Origin of the sequence: Lysinibacillus sp. UBA5994, from assembly GCF_002429725.1 — a bacterium.
Taxonomy (GTDB): domain Bacteria; phylum Bacillota; class Bacilli; order Bacillales_A; family Planococcaceae; genus Lysinibacillus; species Lysinibacillus capsici.
This window is the reverse complement of sequence record NZ_DJAU01000054.1, coordinates 44,187-63,000: the sequence shown is the minus strand read 5'-3', so window position 1 is coordinate 63,000 and position 18,814 is coordinate 44,187. Positions and strand designations below refer to the sequence as shown.

The following is an 18,814-nucleotide window of genomic DNA, read 5'->3' as shown; positions in this document are numbered from 1 at the left end:
TTATTCCTCCTCTTCAGCGTACATTTCTTCTAGTTCTTCTGCTGTGACAATACGCTTGATTTTTGAATCGAAAAGCACACCATCTAAATGATCAATTTCATGTAAAATCGCACGGGCATCAAAGCCACCTGCCTCTAATTCATAAACACGTCCTTCACGATCACATGCTTCAATTTTGACATAACTAGGACGTTCCACTTCTCCATATAACCCTGGAAAGCTCAAGCATCCTTCAATATCTACTTCTGCTCCGTCCGTTTCAACGACAGTTGGATTAATCATTTCTAAAATATCACGTTCTTCACCTAGTTCAACAATTGCTACCCGTAACCCTACGTCTATTTGTGGTGCCGCAATTCCAACGCCATCATATTCCACCATAGTGTCATATAAATCATCAAGTAATGTAATAATTTCATCATTAATTTCTGTCACTTCAGCACACGGTGTGGATAGTACTTTTGCAGGATTTTCAATTACTTTTTTTATAGCCATTATTATTTCCTCATTTCTGCTTTAAAGCTAGTGCACTAGCTAATTGATACTTTTATTAAAAATCGTGCTATTATTACACGCTAACTATATAGTAGACGGATCTAAATCTACCGTCATTAATATTCCTTGTTTAATCCACTCTGCTCTATACATAGCAAGTAAACGTTGTAACACGGGAATTAGATTTGGTTCAATTTTATATTTTATCAAACATTGATAACGATATCTATTTTGGAGACGAGCAATACTCGCAGTTGTTGGTCCTATTATTGCTACTTGATTCGATAAGTTCCCTCGTAACCAATCAGCCACTCGACCAGCATATTCAGCAGCCATCATGACATCTTCATGGGATAATTGAATAAGAGCTACAAAATAATAAGGTGGATAGTTTGATCTGCGACGTAAAAACATCTCACGTTCATAAAATGGTTCATACTCTTGTGTTTTAGCTAAATCAATTGCGTAATGCTCAGGTGTATACGTTTGAATGATGACTTCCCCTAGCTTGTCATGTCTCCCAGCTCGGCCACTTACCTGTGTTAATAGCTGAAATGTTCGCTCTGCTGCGCGGTAATCAGGTAAATGTAAGGATGTATCAGCACTAAGTACACCGACTAGCGTAATATTTGGAAAATCCAGACCCTTTGCGATCATTTGAGTACCCAGCAAAATATCTGCATGCCCTGCCCCAAATGTCTCTAATATTTCTTCATGTGCCCCTTTATGCTTCGTAGTATCTACATCCATACGTAATACTCTTGCCTCAGGAAACAACTTATACAGCTCCTCTTCCACCTTTTGTGTACCTGTACCAAAATAACGAATATGATCACTTTGACATTGCGGACATATTTGTGGAACATGTTCCTCGTAACCACAATAATGACATTTCAATTTTTCAGTTGTTCGATGATAGGTTAATGAAATATCGCAATTTGGACATTGGACAACTGTTCCACAATCTCGGCAGAGTACAAATGATGAATAGCCACGACGGTTTAAAAACAGCACCATTTGTTCTTTTTTCTCAAGCCTTAAACGGATTGCTTCTATCAGTGATTGGGAAAACATCGAACGATTACCTTGTCTCAGCTCTTCACGCATATCTGCAATAAAAACAGTCGGCAAAGCCTGATGTAAAGCACGGTGTTTTAAGGAGAGTAGCTTATATACTCCCTTTTTAGCTCTTGCAAATGATTCTAATGCTGGTGTTGCACTCCCTAAAATAATAGGACAGTTATAAAATTCGCTACGCCAGATGGCTACATCTCTTGCATGATAACGTGGTGAATCTTCTTGCTTATAAGTTGATTCATGTTCCTCATCCAATATAATAAGCCCTATATTCGTAAAAGGAGCAAAAATAGCTGAACGAGCTCCAACTACGACCTTCACTTTGCCTTGTTGGATTTTACGCCATTCATCATATTTCTCCCCTACAGATAATCCACTATGCATCACAGCAACCATCTCACCAAAGCGACTGCGGAATCGTTCGGTCATTTGTGGAGTTAAAGAGATTTCAGGTACCAACATAATGGCTTCTTTTCCTTCTTCTAATACCTTTTGAATAGCCTGCAAATAAACCTCTGTTTTACCACTTCCTGTTACACCATGTAATAAAAAGGTTTGCGCTATTTGCTGGTCCATAGCTGTAGTAATAGCTTGGAGAGCAACCTGCTGCTCACTCGTTAATTGTAAGGCATGTGTACGTGAAACTTCCTTCGTAAATGGATCACGAAATACTTCCTCTTGAATAAATTGAGCAGCTCCTTTATCAATTACTGCCTCTAAAACTGAAATAGAGACCCTTGCTTCGTCACAAATTTGTTGGGGAGTAAAAACCTCTCCTAAGTGTTGGCACATCCATTGCAGTAATAGCCGTTGTTTAGCTGCTCTGGATGATTGCTCTAAAGCACGTTCAATAAGTTGTTGGTCTGCTGTTATTTGAACCATTCGAATTTCTTTCACATTTCCCTGTTGCTTCACAACATTTTCGATTGAAACAATGTTTTCTGCGACCAATTGCTTCAAAAGGGGTAGTAAACCTGCTCGTTCAAATTCTTTAAAATTTGCTCGTTGACGCTTCCCGAATATAGCCTGTACCTCTAGTGGTAATTGTTGACCTTGTTGTAGCTTAATCATTTTTTCATACTTGGCTCGAAGTGCAGATGGTAACATCACTTGCAAGGCATCTATTTCATAGCAAATCGTATCGTTCTTCAACCACTTCGCCATTCGCAACATCTCTTCTGTCAGGACTGGCTCCATATCTAAAATTTGATTGATTGCCTTTAGTTTATTTAACGGTACATCTGTTTCTTTCTTCAATCCAACAACAAAACCCAGGACATTCCTTGGACCAAATGGCACTTTAACACGACTTCCTAACTCGATAACACTAATCCATTCTACAGGTACTTGATAATCAAATGGACGGTCTACATGGTAAGTAGAGACATCTACAATGACCTCTGCTATCAAGAAGCTCATTGTTCCTCACCCTTTATAATATATGACCATAATGTCTGAGCAAAAAGTTGTGGGTTAATTGTAGCCAAAGACTGTCCGTTAAGCTGCGCTTTTTCACTAAAATCAATCCATCTCTCAGAAAGTATATTAAGCATTGGAGTTCCTTGCACTTTTTGTCCGAAAGTGATCGCTTTTATGCCTTCTACCGAAATGATCGGCGTTTCCTTTATAGTCGGCACATTTGCCGCATGGATTAATATTGCCTGAGGGTATTGGTTTTTATAAGCTTCCAGTTGCTGTATAGCATCAAACAAATTAGAATTTTCTATTTCAATTACATGTGCGCCTAACATTCTTGCTTCATGTGCTAAAGCTCGGCCTATGGCTCCAGTTGCCTTTGGACTAATTACATGCTGTTCATCCAATGGTACATGTAGGGCACCCGCTGTCACTATGACTGTTTTATCTGTTAGTGGTGTAGTTTTTCCAGAAAAAAAATCTTGTACAAGTGCAGTGATTTTTTCTGGCTCCTCTAGACGGCCCTTCCCGACATAGCCACATGCTAAAAAGCCTTCGGAAGGCTCAATAAATTTGTAGCCATCAGCTGATAGCCTATCCAAATTACGTTTTACCGCTGGATGGTCGTACATGTGTACATTCATGGCTGGTGCAATCCATACAGGTGCTGTCGTAGCAAGCAGGGTTGTTGTGATCATATCATCTGCTATACCATTGGCCATTTTTCCTATTATATTTGCTGTAGCGGGCGCTACTAAAATTAAATCAGCCCAGTCTGCTAAGTCTATATGAGCAATCACACTTGAATCTTTTTCATCAAACGTGTCAAAATAAACATCATTTTTGGACATCACTTGAAAACTTAATGGATTTACAAACTGTCTAGCAGAGGCTGTCATGATGACTTTTACATTGGCTCCTGCTTGTGATAGCTTGCTTACGAGTGCCACAGCTTTATATACGGCAATCCCGCCTGAAACACAAAGTAAAATATTTTTATTCATGCTAGGTGTCGTCCTTTCAAATGATAAGCTCCCAAAGAAGGATTCCCTGGGAGCTTTCGGCATTCTGTATAATTAAAATCTACTGCTAACTAGACTAGCATGCATGTAAACATAGTAAAGCTCTTTACATGATGTTAGATTTCGTCCTCATACACAGTTGACTCATCCTGTGATACTTTCGTAAGTACACCTGCCGCTACTTCTTCAAGTGCTTTCCCAACATATTTATGGGAAACATACTTGTGTAAGCGTTCTGTGTCTTGCTCTTCTTGCATTTGGCGAGCACGTTTAGAAGCAAGGCTCACTAATGAATATTTTGAATCGATTTCCTTTTTTAAAGCGTCTACTGATGGGTATAGCATTGTTTTATTCTCCTCTCAACATTGACAAATATCTTTTTTCAACACGTTCTCTACGACAATGCTCGGCTTTAATAATCGCATTTATACGATCACAGGCATTCGTCACTTCATCATTTTCCACAACATAATCATATAAGCTCATCATTTCAAGCTCTTCACTTGCAGTAGCGATTCGTTTGGCAATGATATCCTCCGTTTCTGTCCCACGTCCAACTAAACGATCTTTTAATTCCGTTAAACTTGGAGGGGCTAAGAAAATAAATAAGGCATCTGGTGCTTTTTTACGAATTTGTGCTGCACCCTGCACTTCGATTTCTAAAAATACATCACGACCTGCATCAAGTGTTTCATTTACATAAGCTAATGGTGTTCCATAATAGTTACCGACAAATTCAGCGTGCTCTAATAAGCCACCTTGTTCAATTAACACTTCAAATTCATGACGTGTCTTGAAAAAATAGTCTACACCATCTACTTCACCTTCGCGAGGATTTCGTGTTGTCATCGAGATGGAATACTCATAATTCGTATTCGGCTGAGAAAATAATTCTTTTCGCACTGTCCCTTTACCTACACCAGAGGGGCCAGACAGAACAATTAATAATCCACGTTCTTTTATCATTTATTCTCTATATCTCCCTTAATTTATAACAGACACGTGCAAGTTATTCGATGTTTTGCACTTGCTCACGCATCTTTTCTAAAATTGTTTTCGCCTGAACAACAGCAACCGCTGCTTCTGTAGATTGATTTTTTGAACCAATCGTATTAATCTCGCGATGTATTTCCTGCATTAAAAAGTCCAATTTACGCCCAACCGAAATCTTTTCAAGTAATGTTTCCTCCAGCTGGTTGAAGTGACTATCTAATCTGTCTAATTCTTCGGAGATGTCTACTCGTTCTGCAAAAATCGCTACTTCCGCTAGTAAACGATCTTCTAGCAATGTGCCGTTTGCAACTTCATTAATTCGCTCTATTAATCGTGTACGATATTTTTCAACAGCAAGTGAAGAACACAAACGAATCTGATTGACTTGCTCCATTAACTGTTCTTTATATTGTACAACAACCTCTTGTAATTCTTGCCCTTCACGCTCACGCATTTGTACGAGCTGTTCAATCGCTTGTGAAATTGCTTGTTCAACAGCGCTGAGTAAATCCTCTGGTGTAAGCTGAGGCTTTTGCTGCACAAGGGCCTGCTCTAACGATAAAAGCTCTTGCATCGTCCATTTTTCTTCAAGTGGTACTTTACTTGCTAATTGCTCTTTTGCCTTACGATACGCTTCAATTAATGACCAATTAATCTCAATAGATTGCTCTACGTTCTCTAAGTCCTTCACATATACCATCACATCAATTTTGCCGCGTGACAAAGCTTGAGAAATTAGTTTCTTTGCAAAAATTTCAGCTTCAAGCCATTCTTTCGGAAATTTTGCATTAATTTCTAAAAAACGATGGTTGACCGAGCGCATTTCTACGGTTAATTGAAAGTCTCTAGTTGTTGTGACACCTCTGCCAAAACCAGTCATACTACGCACCAAGGTTCGTCACACCTTTCTTTGCATACTGGGATTATTATAACATAAGCTTTGTCGATTATGACGACTCTCCAAAAAAATTTGGTTAAAGTAAAAGCTAATTCTACCACAATTGAAGCTATATTTTAATATTCACCTAAAAAATGCTATGATAAACATACCAAAAGAGTATTTGCGAGCTTAAAAATAGTGCATGCAGATACATAAAGAAAAAATACGAAAGTACCAAGATGCTTGATATCGTTGGAAAGAGGAATTCATATGGCATTTGATGGCTTATTTACTTATTCAATAACTGCCGACCTACAACAGCTAGTCACTGGTCGGATTACCAAAATACATCAACCCAATGCACAAGAAGTTATTTTACATGTGCGAGCGAACGGAAAGAATCATAAATTACTGTTTTCCATCCACTCTTCTTATGCACGTGTACACCTTACTGAACAGGTGATTGAAAATCCAGCAGAGCCGCCAATGTTTTGTATGCTTTTGCGTAAGCATATAGAGGGTGGTTTTATTGCTTCTATAAAACAGCGTGATTTTGATCGCATTATAATAGTAGAAATTGAAAGTAAAAATGAAATTGGAGATCCAATTGTAAGAGAAATACATGCTGAAATTATGGGTAGACATAGTAATCTACTGTTGATTGATCAAGAGCAGGGAAAAATTATTGACAGCCTAAAACATCTACCGCCTTCAGTCAATAGCTTCCGTACTGTACTACCAGGGCAACCGTATTTTGCGCCACCCACACAAAACAAATGGAATCCTTTAACAGTGACAGATGAAGAGCTAACAGCATTTTTCGCTGAAGCAAAAACCTCTAAAGAGATCGTGCAACAATTAGCTGGTTTTTCACCTCTTCACGCGGAAGAATTATTGTATCGAATGAAGACGACTTCAAATACACTAGTATGTTTCAAGGATTTTATGGCCTCCTTTGCGAACGGTGGAATGAAGCCTATGTACGTACTCTTCAATCAGAAAGTATACTTTTCCCCTATCGAATTAACGCATTTGCATGATGGGGATATAACAATCTATCCTAATGTCCATGAGCTTCTTGATCGTGTATTCTTTGCCCGTGCAGAGCGAGATCGTGTAAAACAACAAGCAGGCGATTTAGAGCGCTGGCTACAAAATGAGATTGACAAATTAGCTTTAAAAACAAAAAAGTTAACAAAGGATTATGAACGTGCCTCCAAGCTCGATCAATTCCAACTATATGGTGAGCTATTAATGGCTAATATCTATGCCTTTGAAAAAGGAGTTAAGGAAGTTACTGTCACAAATTACTATAGTGAAACTGGCGAAGAAATAACGATTCCAGTAAGCGAACGTAAAACACCTATTGAAAATGCCCAAAGTTATTACACAAAATATACAAAGGCAAAAAATGCCTTGGTCATGGTTCAAGAGCAGCTAGAAAAAACTACTGATGAAATTTCTTACTTCGAAATGCTTGCACAGCAAGTTCAGCAGGCTTCTCCTGGAGATATTGAGGAAATTCGTGAAGAGCTAGCAGAGCAAGGTTACTTAAAACTACGTCATGCGAAGAAAAAGAAAAAACAAGCGAAACCTGAACCAGAACGCTATGTTTCTTCTACAGGTGTAACAATCTCTGTTGGAAAAAACAATAAACAAAATGATATGCTGACATTTAAACTAGCAAAGCGGACTGATATTTGGTTACACACAAAAGATATTCCTGGATCTCATGTTGTCATTCATTCAAGTGAACCCGATGAAACGACATTGCGAGAAGCTGCCACACTAGCCGCCTATTTTTCTAAGGCCAGAGAATCCTCTTCTGTGCCTGTAGATTATACCGAAATACGACAGGTCAAAAAACCAAATGGTGCCAAACCTGGTTTCGTCATCTATTTTGAACAAAAGACACTGTATATTGACCCGGATGAGGCAGTCATTTTACAGTTAAAGAAACAGTCATAAAGGAAGAAACCGATACAAATTGTATCGGTTTCTTCCTTTTTATAACGAGTACACGTAATCCGTACTATAAAACGATGAAAACAACCTTATCTTGATTGATTTTTACAGACAATCTTCCTTATTATAATAACAATATAAAAACACATGAATAATCTGCACTGTTTCCTTCAACGTATATTGACTTCTACTACTGAGAAACGCTAAATTAAAGTATAAAAATTTTTATAGAGCATTCAGGAAAGGGCGTATCTATATGTCTGTAGGTAAAAAATTAAGCTTTGGTTTCTTTGCAATTATTCTCACATTAATCATTTCTTTGTTCATTATGTTCCTGTTATTTTCAAACATTGAAAAAAAGATTGAAAATGCATTAGAAGGACATGTTGCCCTTGTAGAATTAGCAGATGATATTCAATACGAAATGGCTATGCAAGGTCTTTTCATACGTGCCATCATCATCGAAGACAAACCTGCTAACAAAGAGAGTTTCTCAAAATATGCAAGTATGCTCGACACACATGTAGATGAAATCACTGAAAAATCGAATTCAGCTGAAATGGAAACATATGCACAGGAATTAAAAGTTCATAATGATTCTTTTAACAAGGCAGCAACTGAAGCAATAGCTTTATTTGAAGCTGGTAATCTAGAAGGTGCTTTGCAGAAGGTAAATGGTGAAGTCCAACAAGCTAATAAAGGTATACAAGATGTATCCGATCAAATTGGAAACTATCAAAAGGAACAACTAGATATTGTGACAAAAGAATCTAAACAGGCCGTGTTTAATTCACAAATTATTTCCATTATCGCAATCATTATTGGTATCGCTCTAGGTATTTTCCTTATTTTCTATATACAACGGACAATCTCACGCCCTTTAAAATCTGTCGTTCTGGCTGCAAACCATGTAGCTAATGGAGAATTAATTCATCCAGATATTACCCATCAATCAAAAGATGAAATTGGTCAGCTTTCAGCAGCTTTTAATGCCATGAAGGGTAATTTGAAAAATTTATTAACGCATATACAGGACAATGCAGAGCATTTAACAGCTTCAGTAGAGGAACTTTCTGCCTCAACTGAAGAAATTACTGCCACTGCTGATGAAATTACAATACGGATTAACGAAACAGCTGAGGCTGCAGTGACAGCTACAGTTGCAGCTAACGAAAGCGCACACGCAATGGATGAAACGGCTGTAGGTGTTCAACGAATAGCTGAGGCAACTCAACAACTACATCAGAATGCTATAACAACTTCAGAATTAGCAACAAATGGAAATGAGACGGTAGAAGAAGCTCAGCAACAAATGAATGTCATCCATGAATCAACACAAACGATTAATAATCTTGTTCAAAAATTGAGTAAGCAATCAGATGAGATTAGTCAGATCACAGCTGTTATTACAGCTATTACAGATCAAACAAATTTATTGGCACTCAATGCAGCAATTGAAGCGGCTAGAGCTGGAGAGCATGGTAAAGGATTTGCGGTAGTAGCAGATGAGGTTCGTAAGTTAGCTGAGGAATCCAAACAATCAGCCAACCAAATCGTTGCCTTAACGCTAGAAATTCAACAGGATACACATAATGTAGAAAAAGCAGTCTTTGATGGACTTCATTCTGTCACAGAGGGCGTTAAAATCATCGGACATGCAGGACAAGCCTTTGAAGGAATTGTGAAAGCAATTAATACGATGACAGATCAAATAGAAGATATATCAGCTACCTCTGAAGAAATTTCAGCTAGCGCTGAACAGGTTGCAGCGTCCGTTGCAGAAATCGCCCATGGTGCTTCAACTAGCGCGGATAATACAAAAATTGTAGCTTCAGCAACTAGAGAACAATCTATAACAGTACAACAAGTAAACCAAGTTGCCTCAGATCTAAGCGAAAAGTCCTTAGATTTACAGAATCAGATCAATCAATTTAAACTTTAAATAAAAAACAGTGCATTTTATAAATGGGATGCACTGTTTTTTATATTTTTTCATGGTATACCACTTAAAAAGTGGAAGAATATCCTTCTGAATAGCTATTGTTAACGTTTTCATTCGATGAATAAACAGATTTTTAGTAATTATTTGCATTATCAATCCTCTTCAGTAAGACAAATGACATCCTCAAAAAAACAATAAGATTTAAACAGTTCTCTTTGGAAGAATACAAGGCGAAATGAAGCATTCCTTTTATTTTTTAACGGATGAATAAAACAGTAACCAACTGCATATATGCATGTATATACAACTAGCTCCAAAATTATTTCAAAAAAACTTAATCTCGTAAACTAGCTTGTCACTAAATCCAAATTTTTCTTAGTATGGGTACCTTTTTTCATACAAATGCTCATTTTTTTCTTTTTCTTCCCCACAAATGGATAATCCTAGAAAAATACAAAACAAGTTTCTTATATATCATTAATAGATAAAAATATTCATGTTTTGCGATAATAAATTACAAGAAATTACCTGTAAAAGAATCTAATTCACTGAGTTTTACATAGATTTTCTACAAATCTATACAAATTCCTCAAGGTATTACATCTATGACTTTTGATTCATTTTTCAAATATCGATAATATTATCAAAAAAATAGGAATTTTCCGTATAGTAAATCATTTTTTTATTTTTACTTTATTTTTGATATTCAGAATAAGTAAATATCAAATTTTTAATATATATACACTTCGCCTCTTTAGCGTGATAAATCGGAAAAATTTATTATTCTCCTAAATGTCAGATAATACTATATAAATTCGAATCTTTTTTATTTTGTACACAATGATTTTTTTGGTATATTAAATAGGAGCTTCACAAAAGGCTTAAAAATTGTATAAGGGGGATTCACATGAATAAAAACAAAAAGTTTTTATTACTAACAGTCCTTGCAGTATTTTCTTTAGTACTTGCTGCATGTGGCTTCGGTGGAGATTCGTCTGACAAATCTAAAGACGAAGGAAAAGATTCTGGCTCTTCAGAAACAACTTCATCAGGTGGCGAATTAAATGTAGTAGTAGCTTCTGAGCCGCCATCTCTTCATCCTGCATTAGCAACAGATACAACTTCTGGTGTTATTCTAACAAATACTTTTGAAGGATTAACAACACTTGATGCAGACGCTCGTCCAGTTGCAGCTGCTGCTGAAAGCTGGGAAGTTAGTGAAGATTTAAAAACATACACGTTCAAATTACGTGATGCTAAATGGTCAAACGGAGATCCAGTAGTAGCTGGTGACTTCGAATACGCTTGGAAATGGGCATTAAACCCAGACAATCTTTCTGAATATGCTTCAATCCTTTACCCAATTAAAGGTGCTGCAGCATACAACAATGGTGAAGGTTCTGCTGATGATGTAGGCGTTAAAGCACAAGACGAAAAAACATTAGTAGTAACTTTAGAAAACCCAACACCTTACTTCTTAGAATTAACAGCATTCAAAACATATGCACCATTAAACCAAAAAGTAGTTGAAGGTAATGATGAGTGGTATGCAGATGCTGGTGAAAACTATGTAACAAACGGTCCTTTCACATTAGCTGAATGGAGACACAATGATACAATCGTATTAAAGAAAAACCCAGAGTACTGGGATGCTGATAAAGTTTCTTTAGAAACTGTTAATATCGGTATGGTTGAGTCTGAAGCAACTGCAGCAACAAGCTTCAAAGCTGGAGAAATTGACTACTTAGGTGCACCATTCCAATCTGTGGCACTTGATTCAATCGACGCATTTAAAGCTGATGGTTCATTAAATATTAATGACCAAGCTTCTGTTTACTGGTACAAGCTAAATACAAAAGATAAAATCACTGGAAACGCTAACATCCGTAAAGCGTTAGCTTTAGCAGTTGATCGTCAAGGTTTAATTGACAACATTACTAAAGGTGAGCAAAAACCTGCATTAGGCATGGTTCCTATCGCAGTTCATGGCTTTGAAGAAGACCGTGGTTACTTCAAAGATAACGATATCGAAGGTGCTAAAGCAGCACTTGAAGCTGGTATGAAAGAACTTGGAATTACAAACCCAGCAGATATCAAAATTAACCTTTCTTACAACACAAGTGAAGCACACGCTGCTATCGCTCAATACGTTCAAGAGGGCTGGACTAAAAACCTAGGTATCACTGTAGGTCTAGATAACTCTGAATGGCAAGTATATTTAGAAAAACTTAACCAATTAGATTACCAAGTTGGCCGTATGGGCTGGGTTGGTGACTACAACGATGCTTATACATTCTTAGAAATGTATGACACTGCTGCAAACGGTAACAACGATACTGGTTGGGAAAGTGCAGAATACAAAAAATTATTAGATCAATCTAACGTTGAAGCAGATCCTGCTAAACGTCTTGAGCTTTTAAAACAAGCTGAAAAAGTTGCTGTAAATGATTTCCCAGTTATTCCAATCTACTACTACACGAACCTATCTGTAGTACAAGATTATGTGAAAAACATGAAGGCAGACATCCTTGGTAACATCTCTCTTAAAGAGGTTAAAGTAGAGAAATAATCAACAAATAATTCGCTTATTTAGCTCTACAGCGAAGAGCTGCCTCGTAGCCACTTCGGCGCGAGTCAGCTCTTTTTAAAATACGAAGGCATATATTTGTCTGAAAATTGACAAATAGAAGGAGGAGTTTTATGTGATTAAATATATTTTGAAAAGGCTGATGTATATACTTCTCGCGCTTTTCGTCATCGTAACGGTTACGTTTTTCTTAATGCGTCTCGCTCCTGGTAGTCCTTTCGCGAGTGAACGTAATTTCCCACCTCAAATTGAGGAGAAGTTAAACGAAACGTATGGATTAAATAACCCTTGGTATATTCAATATAAAGATTATTTAATCGATACGGCCACATTCAATTTCGGTGAGTCAATGAAATATAAAGCGCGTTCTACAAATGATATGATTTCTGAAAGTTTCCCTGTTTCATTAACATTAGGGATTGAAGCTATGCTATTAGCAGTTGGATTCGGTGTATTAATTGGCGTAGTTTCCGCGCTATATCATAATAGGTTCCCGGATTATTTGGCAACGTCCTTTGCGGTGCTCGGTATATCAGTACCTTCATTTATATTAGCAGGTTTAATGCAGTATTTCTTAGCCTTTAAGCTAGGCTGGTTCCCTATTAGTGGGTGGAAGGGCTTTATTTATAGTATTTTACCAGCCCTTGCAATCGCTTTCTCTCATATGGGCTTTATCGCAAAATTAACACGTTCAAGTATGCTTGAACAAAACAATAGTGATTATGTAAAAATGGCTCGTGCGAAAGGTATTGGTAAATGGACAATCGTATTCCGTCATACATTACGAAATGCCCTTCTGCCAGTCGTAACATACCTTGGTCCATTAACAGCTGGTGTTGTAACAGGTAGTTTCATTGTTGAGCAAATTTTCGCTATTCCTGGACTTGGTAAGCACTTTGTTCAAAGTATTACAAACCGTGACTATACAGTAATTATGGGTACGACGGTGTTCTATTCCATCATCCTTTTATTTGCGGTATTAATCGTTGATATTCTATATAGTGTGATTGATCCGCGTATTAAACTGAAAGGAGCGAAAAAATAATGACACAGCAACAAATTGAAAAAGATAAGTTTAAAATTGTTGGTGGAAATCATGAAGCAACGGAAAAATTAGCTGATAAATCAGTCTCCTTTTGGAAAGAAGTATTTCTCCGTTTCTCTCATAACAAATTAGCCATCATTGGGATAATCATTTTAATCATTGTTATTTTAATGGCTACATTCGTACCAATGTTTTCTCAATATAAAGCAAGTGATCAGCTAGGTGTTTACAACGCACCACCATCTGCACAATTTTGGTTTGGAACGGATGACCTTGGTCGTGATATTTTCGTTCGTATTTGGGAAGGCGCTCGTATTTCCCTATTTATCGGTATTGCTGCAGCGATTATTGATTTAATTATCGGTGTTTTATGGGGAAGTATTTCAGGCTTAGCAGGCGGTCGTGTTGATAACATCATGATGCGTATTGCCGACGTTTTAACAGCTGTACCTTACCTTCTAGTAGTAATCGTACTTTTAGTTGTTATGCAACCTGGTTTAATTCCTATGATTATTGCCCTGTCCATCACTGGATGGATTAACATGGCTCGTATCGTTCGTGGTGAAGTATTATCTATTAAAAATCAAGAATATGTTCTTGCTGCTCGTACATTAGGTGCTAGTACAGGCCATTTAATTATTAAACACTTAGTTCCGAATGCTCTTGGTGCAATCTTAGTAACGATGACGTTAACAATTCCATCTGCTATTTTCACTGAATCATTCCTAAGCTACCTTGGTCTTGGGGTGCCTGCTCCAACTGCTTCTTGGGGTACAATGGCCTCTGATGGTAATAAAGCTATTGCCAATGCTCCATGGCGCTTGATTTTCCCAGCAGTATTTATCTCACTGACAATCTTTGCGTTTAACGCAGTTGGTGACGGCTTACGTGACGCTCTAGATCCAAAACTACGTAAATAAGGAGGTGGCCGAAATGAGTAAAACAATTCTAGAAGTAAAAGATTTAAGAATTAACTTTAAAACTTATGCAGGGCTTGTCCATGCTGTACGTGGTGTTAACTTTGATTTAAAAGAGGGTGAAACACTCGCTATAGTAGGTGAATCAGGCTCTGGTAAAAGTGTTACGAGTAATGCATTAATGAAACTAATTCCCCAGCCACCTGGTATTTATGAGTCAGGACAAATTTTATTTAATGGCCGTGATTTAGTTCCATTAACTGATAAAGAAATGTCTAAAGTACGCGGAAATGAAATTGCGATGATTTTCCAAGATCCAATGACAAGTTTGAACCCAACAATGAAGGTCGGACGTCAAATAACTGAAGTAATTTTGCAACACAAAAAAGTTTCTAAAGACGAAGCGAAAAAACGTGCGATTGAGCTTTTAACACAGGTAGGTATCCCCTTCCCTGAAAAACGCTATAACCAATACCCACATGAATTTTCAGGTGGTATGCGTCAACGTGTTGTTATTGCCATTGCCCTTGCAGCTGATCCTAAGCTATTAATTGCAGATGAGCCGACAACAGCTCTAGACGTAACAATTCAAGCGCAAATTTTAGAATTAATGAAAGAAATTCAGAAAAACTCGCAAACATCTATCATTTTCATTACACACGATTTAGGAGTAGTGGCGAATATCGCTGACCGTGTAGCAGTAATGTACGCTGGACAAATCGTTGAATATGGTACTGTAAATGATATTTTCTATAATCCAAAGCATCCTTACACATGGGGTCTACTTGGTTCAATGCCAGATTTAGATAATGATACTGATGAGCTATTACGTACGATTCCAGGCTCACCACCAGATCTGACGAATCCACCTAAGGGTGATGCATTTGCAGCTCGTAACGAGTATGCTATGGCCATTGATTATGAACAAGAGCCACCAATGTTCCAAGTAAGTGAAACACATTTTGCAAAGACTTGGTTGTTGCATCCTGATGCACCAAAGATTCCTCTTCCAGATGCGGTTGCTAAACGTATTGAAGGGTATTTAGCAAAGGAGGCACAAGAAAATGACTAAAACTGGTGCGAAAAAAATTCTTGAAATCAAAAATTTACAGCAGCATTTTGGTTCGCCAAGTAATCCTATCAAAGCTGTAGATGGTATCAGCTTCGATGTTTACGAAGGTGAAACACTTGGTCTTGTGGGTGAATCAGGTTGTGGTAAGTCAACAACTGGTCGTTCAATTATTCGTTTATATGATATTACAGGTGGCGAGATTGTTTTCGATGGTGAAAATGTCCATGGAAAAAAATCTAAAAATGAGTTAAAGAAATTTAACCGTCAAATGCAAATGATTTTCCAAGATCCTTATGCTTCTTTAAACCCTCGTATGACGGCTGGTGAGATCATTGGTGAAGCCTTTGATATTCATGGCCTTTACAAGGATAAAAAAGAACGTCGTGCAAAAATTCAAGAGCTACTTGAAGCTGTTGGTTTAAACAAAGAACACGCGAATCGTTACGCACACGAATTCTCTGGTGGTCAACGTCAACGTATTGGGATTGCCCGTGCACTAAGTTTAGATCCTAAGTTTATCATTGCAGATGAGCCAATCTCTGCGCTAGACGTATCTATCCAAGCGCAAGTTGTTAACTTACTAAAACAACTACAAAAAGAACGTGGCTTAACATATCTTTTCATTGCCCATGACTTATCTATGGTAAAATACATCAGTGACCGTATTGCTGTAATGTACCGTGGTAAAATCATGGAAATCGGTAAAGCAGATGATATCTACAATCACCCTGTTCATCCGTATACAAAATCTTTACTATCAGCTATCCCACTTCCTGATCCAATGTCAGAGAAGCGCCGTCAACGTATTCAGTACAAGCATACAGAGGTTGAAGAAAGTGCAACCTACCATGAAGTAGGTGATCAGCATTATGTTTATGGTACTGCTGATCTAGTAAAAACTTGGGTTGCTAATCGCTAAAAGCTATAACTCCTATCGACAGTATAATTACTGAGATGGGAGTTTTTTTAATTTTACTTCTTCCTTACCCAATATCCCGATCAGTGTAAACCTAAATAAACTTACTACCTTTTAGTAGACTATAATTCCCTTCATTCTTTTATTTTACATAAAATAATTAGTTAATAAATACCATTTATGTAAAATTAGTTTAAATATTTTAAGGAATATATTATGATAGAGTTAACACGAATAAAGGGGTGTATTCAATGAAAAAAAGTATGAAACTTCTTCTTGCTACATGTTGTTTTACAATCGTATTAATTAGTGTTGGTTCTACCACAGCATCTGCCTACCCTGGTCCATGCCACAGTCCAAAGCCTTGTGTGATTAGACCATAATAGTTGCTCTCAAAACATTATTTCCAGGTCTCTATGGTCTCTGTAAGGACAATCAATATTACTATGTATTAAACTATTATCCTTTATAAAATTCGGCACCTTTAAATGTGATTACTTTTACATTTAAAGGTGCCCTATTTTCTTGTCACTTATTTAATATCCATTTTTTAATTACCTTCTAGATTTTGGATTTAATGCATCCTTTAACCCTTCTCCGATAAAATTAATGGACAAAATTACTAGCGTAATAGCTGTTGCAGGAGGCACCCACATCCAAAGCTTCTCCTTTAATACCTCTGAGTTTCTAGCTTCGGACAGCATATTCCCCCAACTTGGTGTATCTGCTGGTACGCCTAACCCTAAAAAGCTTAAACCAGATTCAGCGACGATTGTTACAGCCATTAGCAATGTTGCTTGTACAATAATCGTCGAAGCAACATTAGGTAGTAAATGCTTCATAATAATCTTTGATGATTTACATCCTATTGATTGAGCTGCTAATATATACTCATTTTCCTTTTCAGCAAGCACCCTACTTCGTACAATCCTTGCAACTGATCCCCACATTAACAGTGAGATAACAAAAATCAAAGTCCATAGACCAGATACTTTTCCAATTAGAATTTGATTTAAAACAATTACAAAAATCATAAATGGAAACATTAAGATAAAATCTGTAAATCTCATGAGTATTTGATCTATTTTTCCACCAAAGTACCCTGAAATGGCGCCGACAGTAGTTCCAATTAAAACAATAAAGAACATACAGCTTAATCCTACTGTTAAGGAGGATCTACCAGCATAGAGCATTCTTGTAAACACATCTCGTCCATTTGTATCTGTTCCTAACCAATTTTCACTAGAGGGTGGTTTACTTATTTGGGTAAAATCAACCCGGACAATATCTTTAGTTGTAATATATGGTGCTAGAAACGATAAGATAATAACGATCAGTAGAAATATAAGGCTAATCAAGGCTAGTTTATTTTTAAAGAACTTTCGTCTCGCAATTACCCATGGCGAGGGGCTTTTCTTTGGCGATTTTGGCGTTAAAACTTCTTGATCCGTTACCAATGTCATATTTCCCCCTCCTTAATCCAATCTAATACGTGGATCTACTACACCATATAATAAATCCGCTATTAAATTTCCAAAAAGTGTTAAAAACGAAAGTAACATTGTGATCGACATCATGACTGCATAATCCCTTCTTCCAACTGATTCAAGGAAGAGAGCACCTATTCCAGGATACGTAAAGATTGTTTCTGTTATTACCGCACCGCTAATTAATGTTGCGATATCAAACCCAAGGAACGTAATAAGAGGAATAATAGAATTTCGTAAAATATGTTTGTTATAAATTTTCGATTCTTTTGTTCCCTTTGCTCTCGCAGTTCTTACAAAATCTTTTCTACTATTTTCAATAATGTCATTCCGCAAAAATTGTGTATAGGATGCTGTTCCCATCAATCCTAATATAAGCGCAGGTAGTAAAACATGGTGGAATCTACTTATATAGTAGTCCAAATTTCCAGGCTCTAGCCCGACGCCAACAGATCCGTTAAATGGGAACCAACCTAACTTGAACGAGAAAAAGTAAATGGCTACAATTCCCGCAACAAATGACGGAATGGCTAAAGCTAGATAATTATACGTTGCAATCAAATTATCCCCAAGTGTATAGGGTTTTCTACCAGCATACATGCCCATGATAAATGCAAATATGTAGGTAAAAATTAACGATGTTAGAGCTAAAAATATGGTATTAGGTATACGCTGCGCAATAATTTCTACTGCTGGTTTCTTATAAACAGTTGATTTACCAAAATCCCCTTGCATAAAATTAACAATCCATCTACCGTATTGCTGGATAATAGGATCGTTATAGCCTAATTTTTCTCTCATTTCTTCGATATATTGTGGATTCGTATTAGAAGGATCAATTTCACCAGCAAATGCATCTCCTGGCATCATTTTCGCTAAAAAGAATACCACCAACGAAATAAGGAGTAACAATGGGATCATGCCAAGTAGTCGTCGAAGTGTATATTGAAGCATGTAACGTCTCCTTATCTATAAATTTACTAACTAAGTCCTCTTTTCA

15 protein-coding genes are annotated in these 18,814 nt (G+C 37.1%); 7 read left to right on the top strand and 8 right to left on the bottom strand.

Annotated elements, in window-relative coordinates; all coding sequences use genetic code 11:
- The 6 genes from def to B3D98_RS16095 form a co-directional block, all read right to left on the bottom strand.
- The gene (gene def / locus B3D98_RS16120; protein ID WP_004227388.1) at positions 1 to 495 is read right to left on the bottom strand and encodes a peptide deformylase; all 495 of its coding nucleotides are present in this window, start codon (positions 493 to 495) and stop codon (positions 1 to 3) included.
- A gap of 84 nt (positions 496 to 579) precedes the next feature.
- The gene (priA, locus tag B3D98_RS16115; RefSeq protein ID WP_288584224.1) at positions 580 to 2,991 is read right to left on the bottom strand and encodes a primosomal protein N'; all 2,412 of its coding nucleotides are present in this window, start codon (positions 2,989 to 2,991) and stop codon (positions 580 to 582) included.
- Positions 2,988 to 3,992, bottom strand: coding sequence for a bifunctional phosphopantothenoylcysteine decarboxylase/phosphopantothenate--cysteine ligase CoaBC (gene coaBC / locus B3D98_RS16110; protein ID WP_288584221.1), 1,005 nt, complete (start codon positions 3,990 to 3,992; stop codon positions 2,988 to 2,990). The genes priA and coaBC overlap by 4 nt, the downstream gene beginning before the upstream one ends.
- A gap of 134 nt (positions 3,993 to 4,126) precedes the next feature.
- A complete protein-coding gene (rpoZ, locus tag B3D98_RS16105; RefSeq protein WP_004227380.1) occupies positions 4,127 to 4,354 on the bottom strand; it encodes a DNA-directed RNA polymerase subunit omega in 228 nt (75 codons plus the stop codon).
- A gap of 4 nt (positions 4,355 to 4,358) precedes the next feature.
- Positions 4,359 to 4,976, bottom strand: coding sequence for a guanylate kinase (gene gmk / locus B3D98_RS16100; RefSeq protein ID WP_004227379.1), 618 nt, complete (start codon positions 4,974 to 4,976; stop codon positions 4,359 to 4,361).
- Positions 4,977 to 5,019: 43 nt separating this feature from the next.
- Positions 5,020 to 5,895: a YicC/YloC family endoribonuclease gene (locus B3D98_RS16095; protein ID WP_103117562.1), complete on the bottom strand. Its 876-nt coding sequence runs from the start codon at positions 5,893 to 5,895 to the stop codon at positions 5,020 to 5,022.
- Between the two features lie 258 nt (positions 5,896 to 6,153).
- Here B3D98_RS16095 and B3D98_RS16090 point away from each other — a divergent pair, with 258 nt between their 5' ends.
- The 7 genes from B3D98_RS16090 (at position 6,154) to B3D98_RS16060 (ending at position 16,330) form a co-directional block, all read left to right on the top strand.
- Positions 6,154 to 7,851, top strand: coding sequence for an Rqc2 family fibronectin-binding protein (locus B3D98_RS16090; protein ID WP_103117561.1), 1,698 nt, complete (start codon positions 6,154 to 6,156; stop codon positions 7,849 to 7,851).
- 253 nt (positions 7,852 to 8,104) lie between these two features.
- The gene (locus B3D98_RS16085) at positions 8,105 to 9,790 is read left to right on the top strand and encodes a methyl-accepting chemotaxis protein (protein ID WP_103117560.1); all 1,686 of its coding nucleotides are present in this window, start codon (positions 8,105 to 8,107) and stop codon (positions 9,788 to 9,790) included.
- 907 nt (positions 9,791 to 10,697) lie between these two features.
- Positions 10,698 to 12,359, top strand: a complete 1,662-nt coding sequence (locus tag B3D98_RS16080; protein ID WP_054549875.1) for a peptide ABC transporter substrate-binding protein — start codon at positions 10,698 to 10,700, stop codon at positions 12,357 to 12,359.
- A gap of 133 nt (positions 12,360 to 12,492) precedes the next feature.
- Positions 12,493 to 13,422 carry an ABC transporter permease gene (locus tag B3D98_RS16075; protein WP_004227372.1) on the top strand — a complete coding sequence of 310 codons (930 nt, stop codon included), beginning with the start codon at positions 12,493 to 12,495 and terminating at the stop codon, positions 13,420 to 13,422.
- Positions 13,422 to 14,342, top strand: coding sequence for an ABC transporter permease (locus tag B3D98_RS16070; protein ID WP_048395384.1), 921 nt, complete (start codon positions 13,422 to 13,424; stop codon positions 14,340 to 14,342). The genes B3D98_RS16075 and B3D98_RS16070 overlap by 1 nt, the downstream gene beginning before the upstream one ends.
- 13 nt (positions 14,343 to 14,355) lie before the next feature.
- On the top strand, positions 14,356 to 15,411 hold the full coding sequence (locus B3D98_RS16065; protein ID WP_048395385.1) for an ABC transporter ATP-binding protein: 1,056 nt from the start codon (positions 14,356 to 14,358) through the stop codon (positions 15,409 to 15,411).
- Positions 15,404 to 16,330, top strand: coding sequence for an ABC transporter ATP-binding protein (locus B3D98_RS16060; protein WP_288584210.1), 927 nt, complete (start codon positions 15,404 to 15,406; stop codon positions 16,328 to 16,330). Before B3D98_RS16065 ends, B3D98_RS16060 begins: the two co-directional genes overlap by 8 nt.
- Positions 16,331 to 16,881: 551 nt before the next feature.
- Here the strand turns inward: B3D98_RS16060 and opp4C are convergent.
- The gene (gene opp4C, locus B3D98_RS16055; protein WP_048395389.1) at positions 16,882 to 17,790 is read right to left on the bottom strand and encodes an oligopeptide ABC transporter permease; all 909 of its coding nucleotides are present in this window, start codon (positions 17,788 to 17,790) and stop codon (positions 16,882 to 16,884) included.
- A 12-nt stretch (positions 17,791 to 17,802) separates the two neighbouring features.
- Complete coding sequence (opp4B, locus tag B3D98_RS16050) at positions 17,803 to 18,768, bottom strand: oligopeptide ABC transporter permease (RefSeq protein ID WP_016994271.1); 966 nt, start codon at positions 18,766 to 18,768, stop codon at positions 17,803 to 17,805.
- Positions 18,769 to 18,814: the final 46 nt, after the last annotated feature.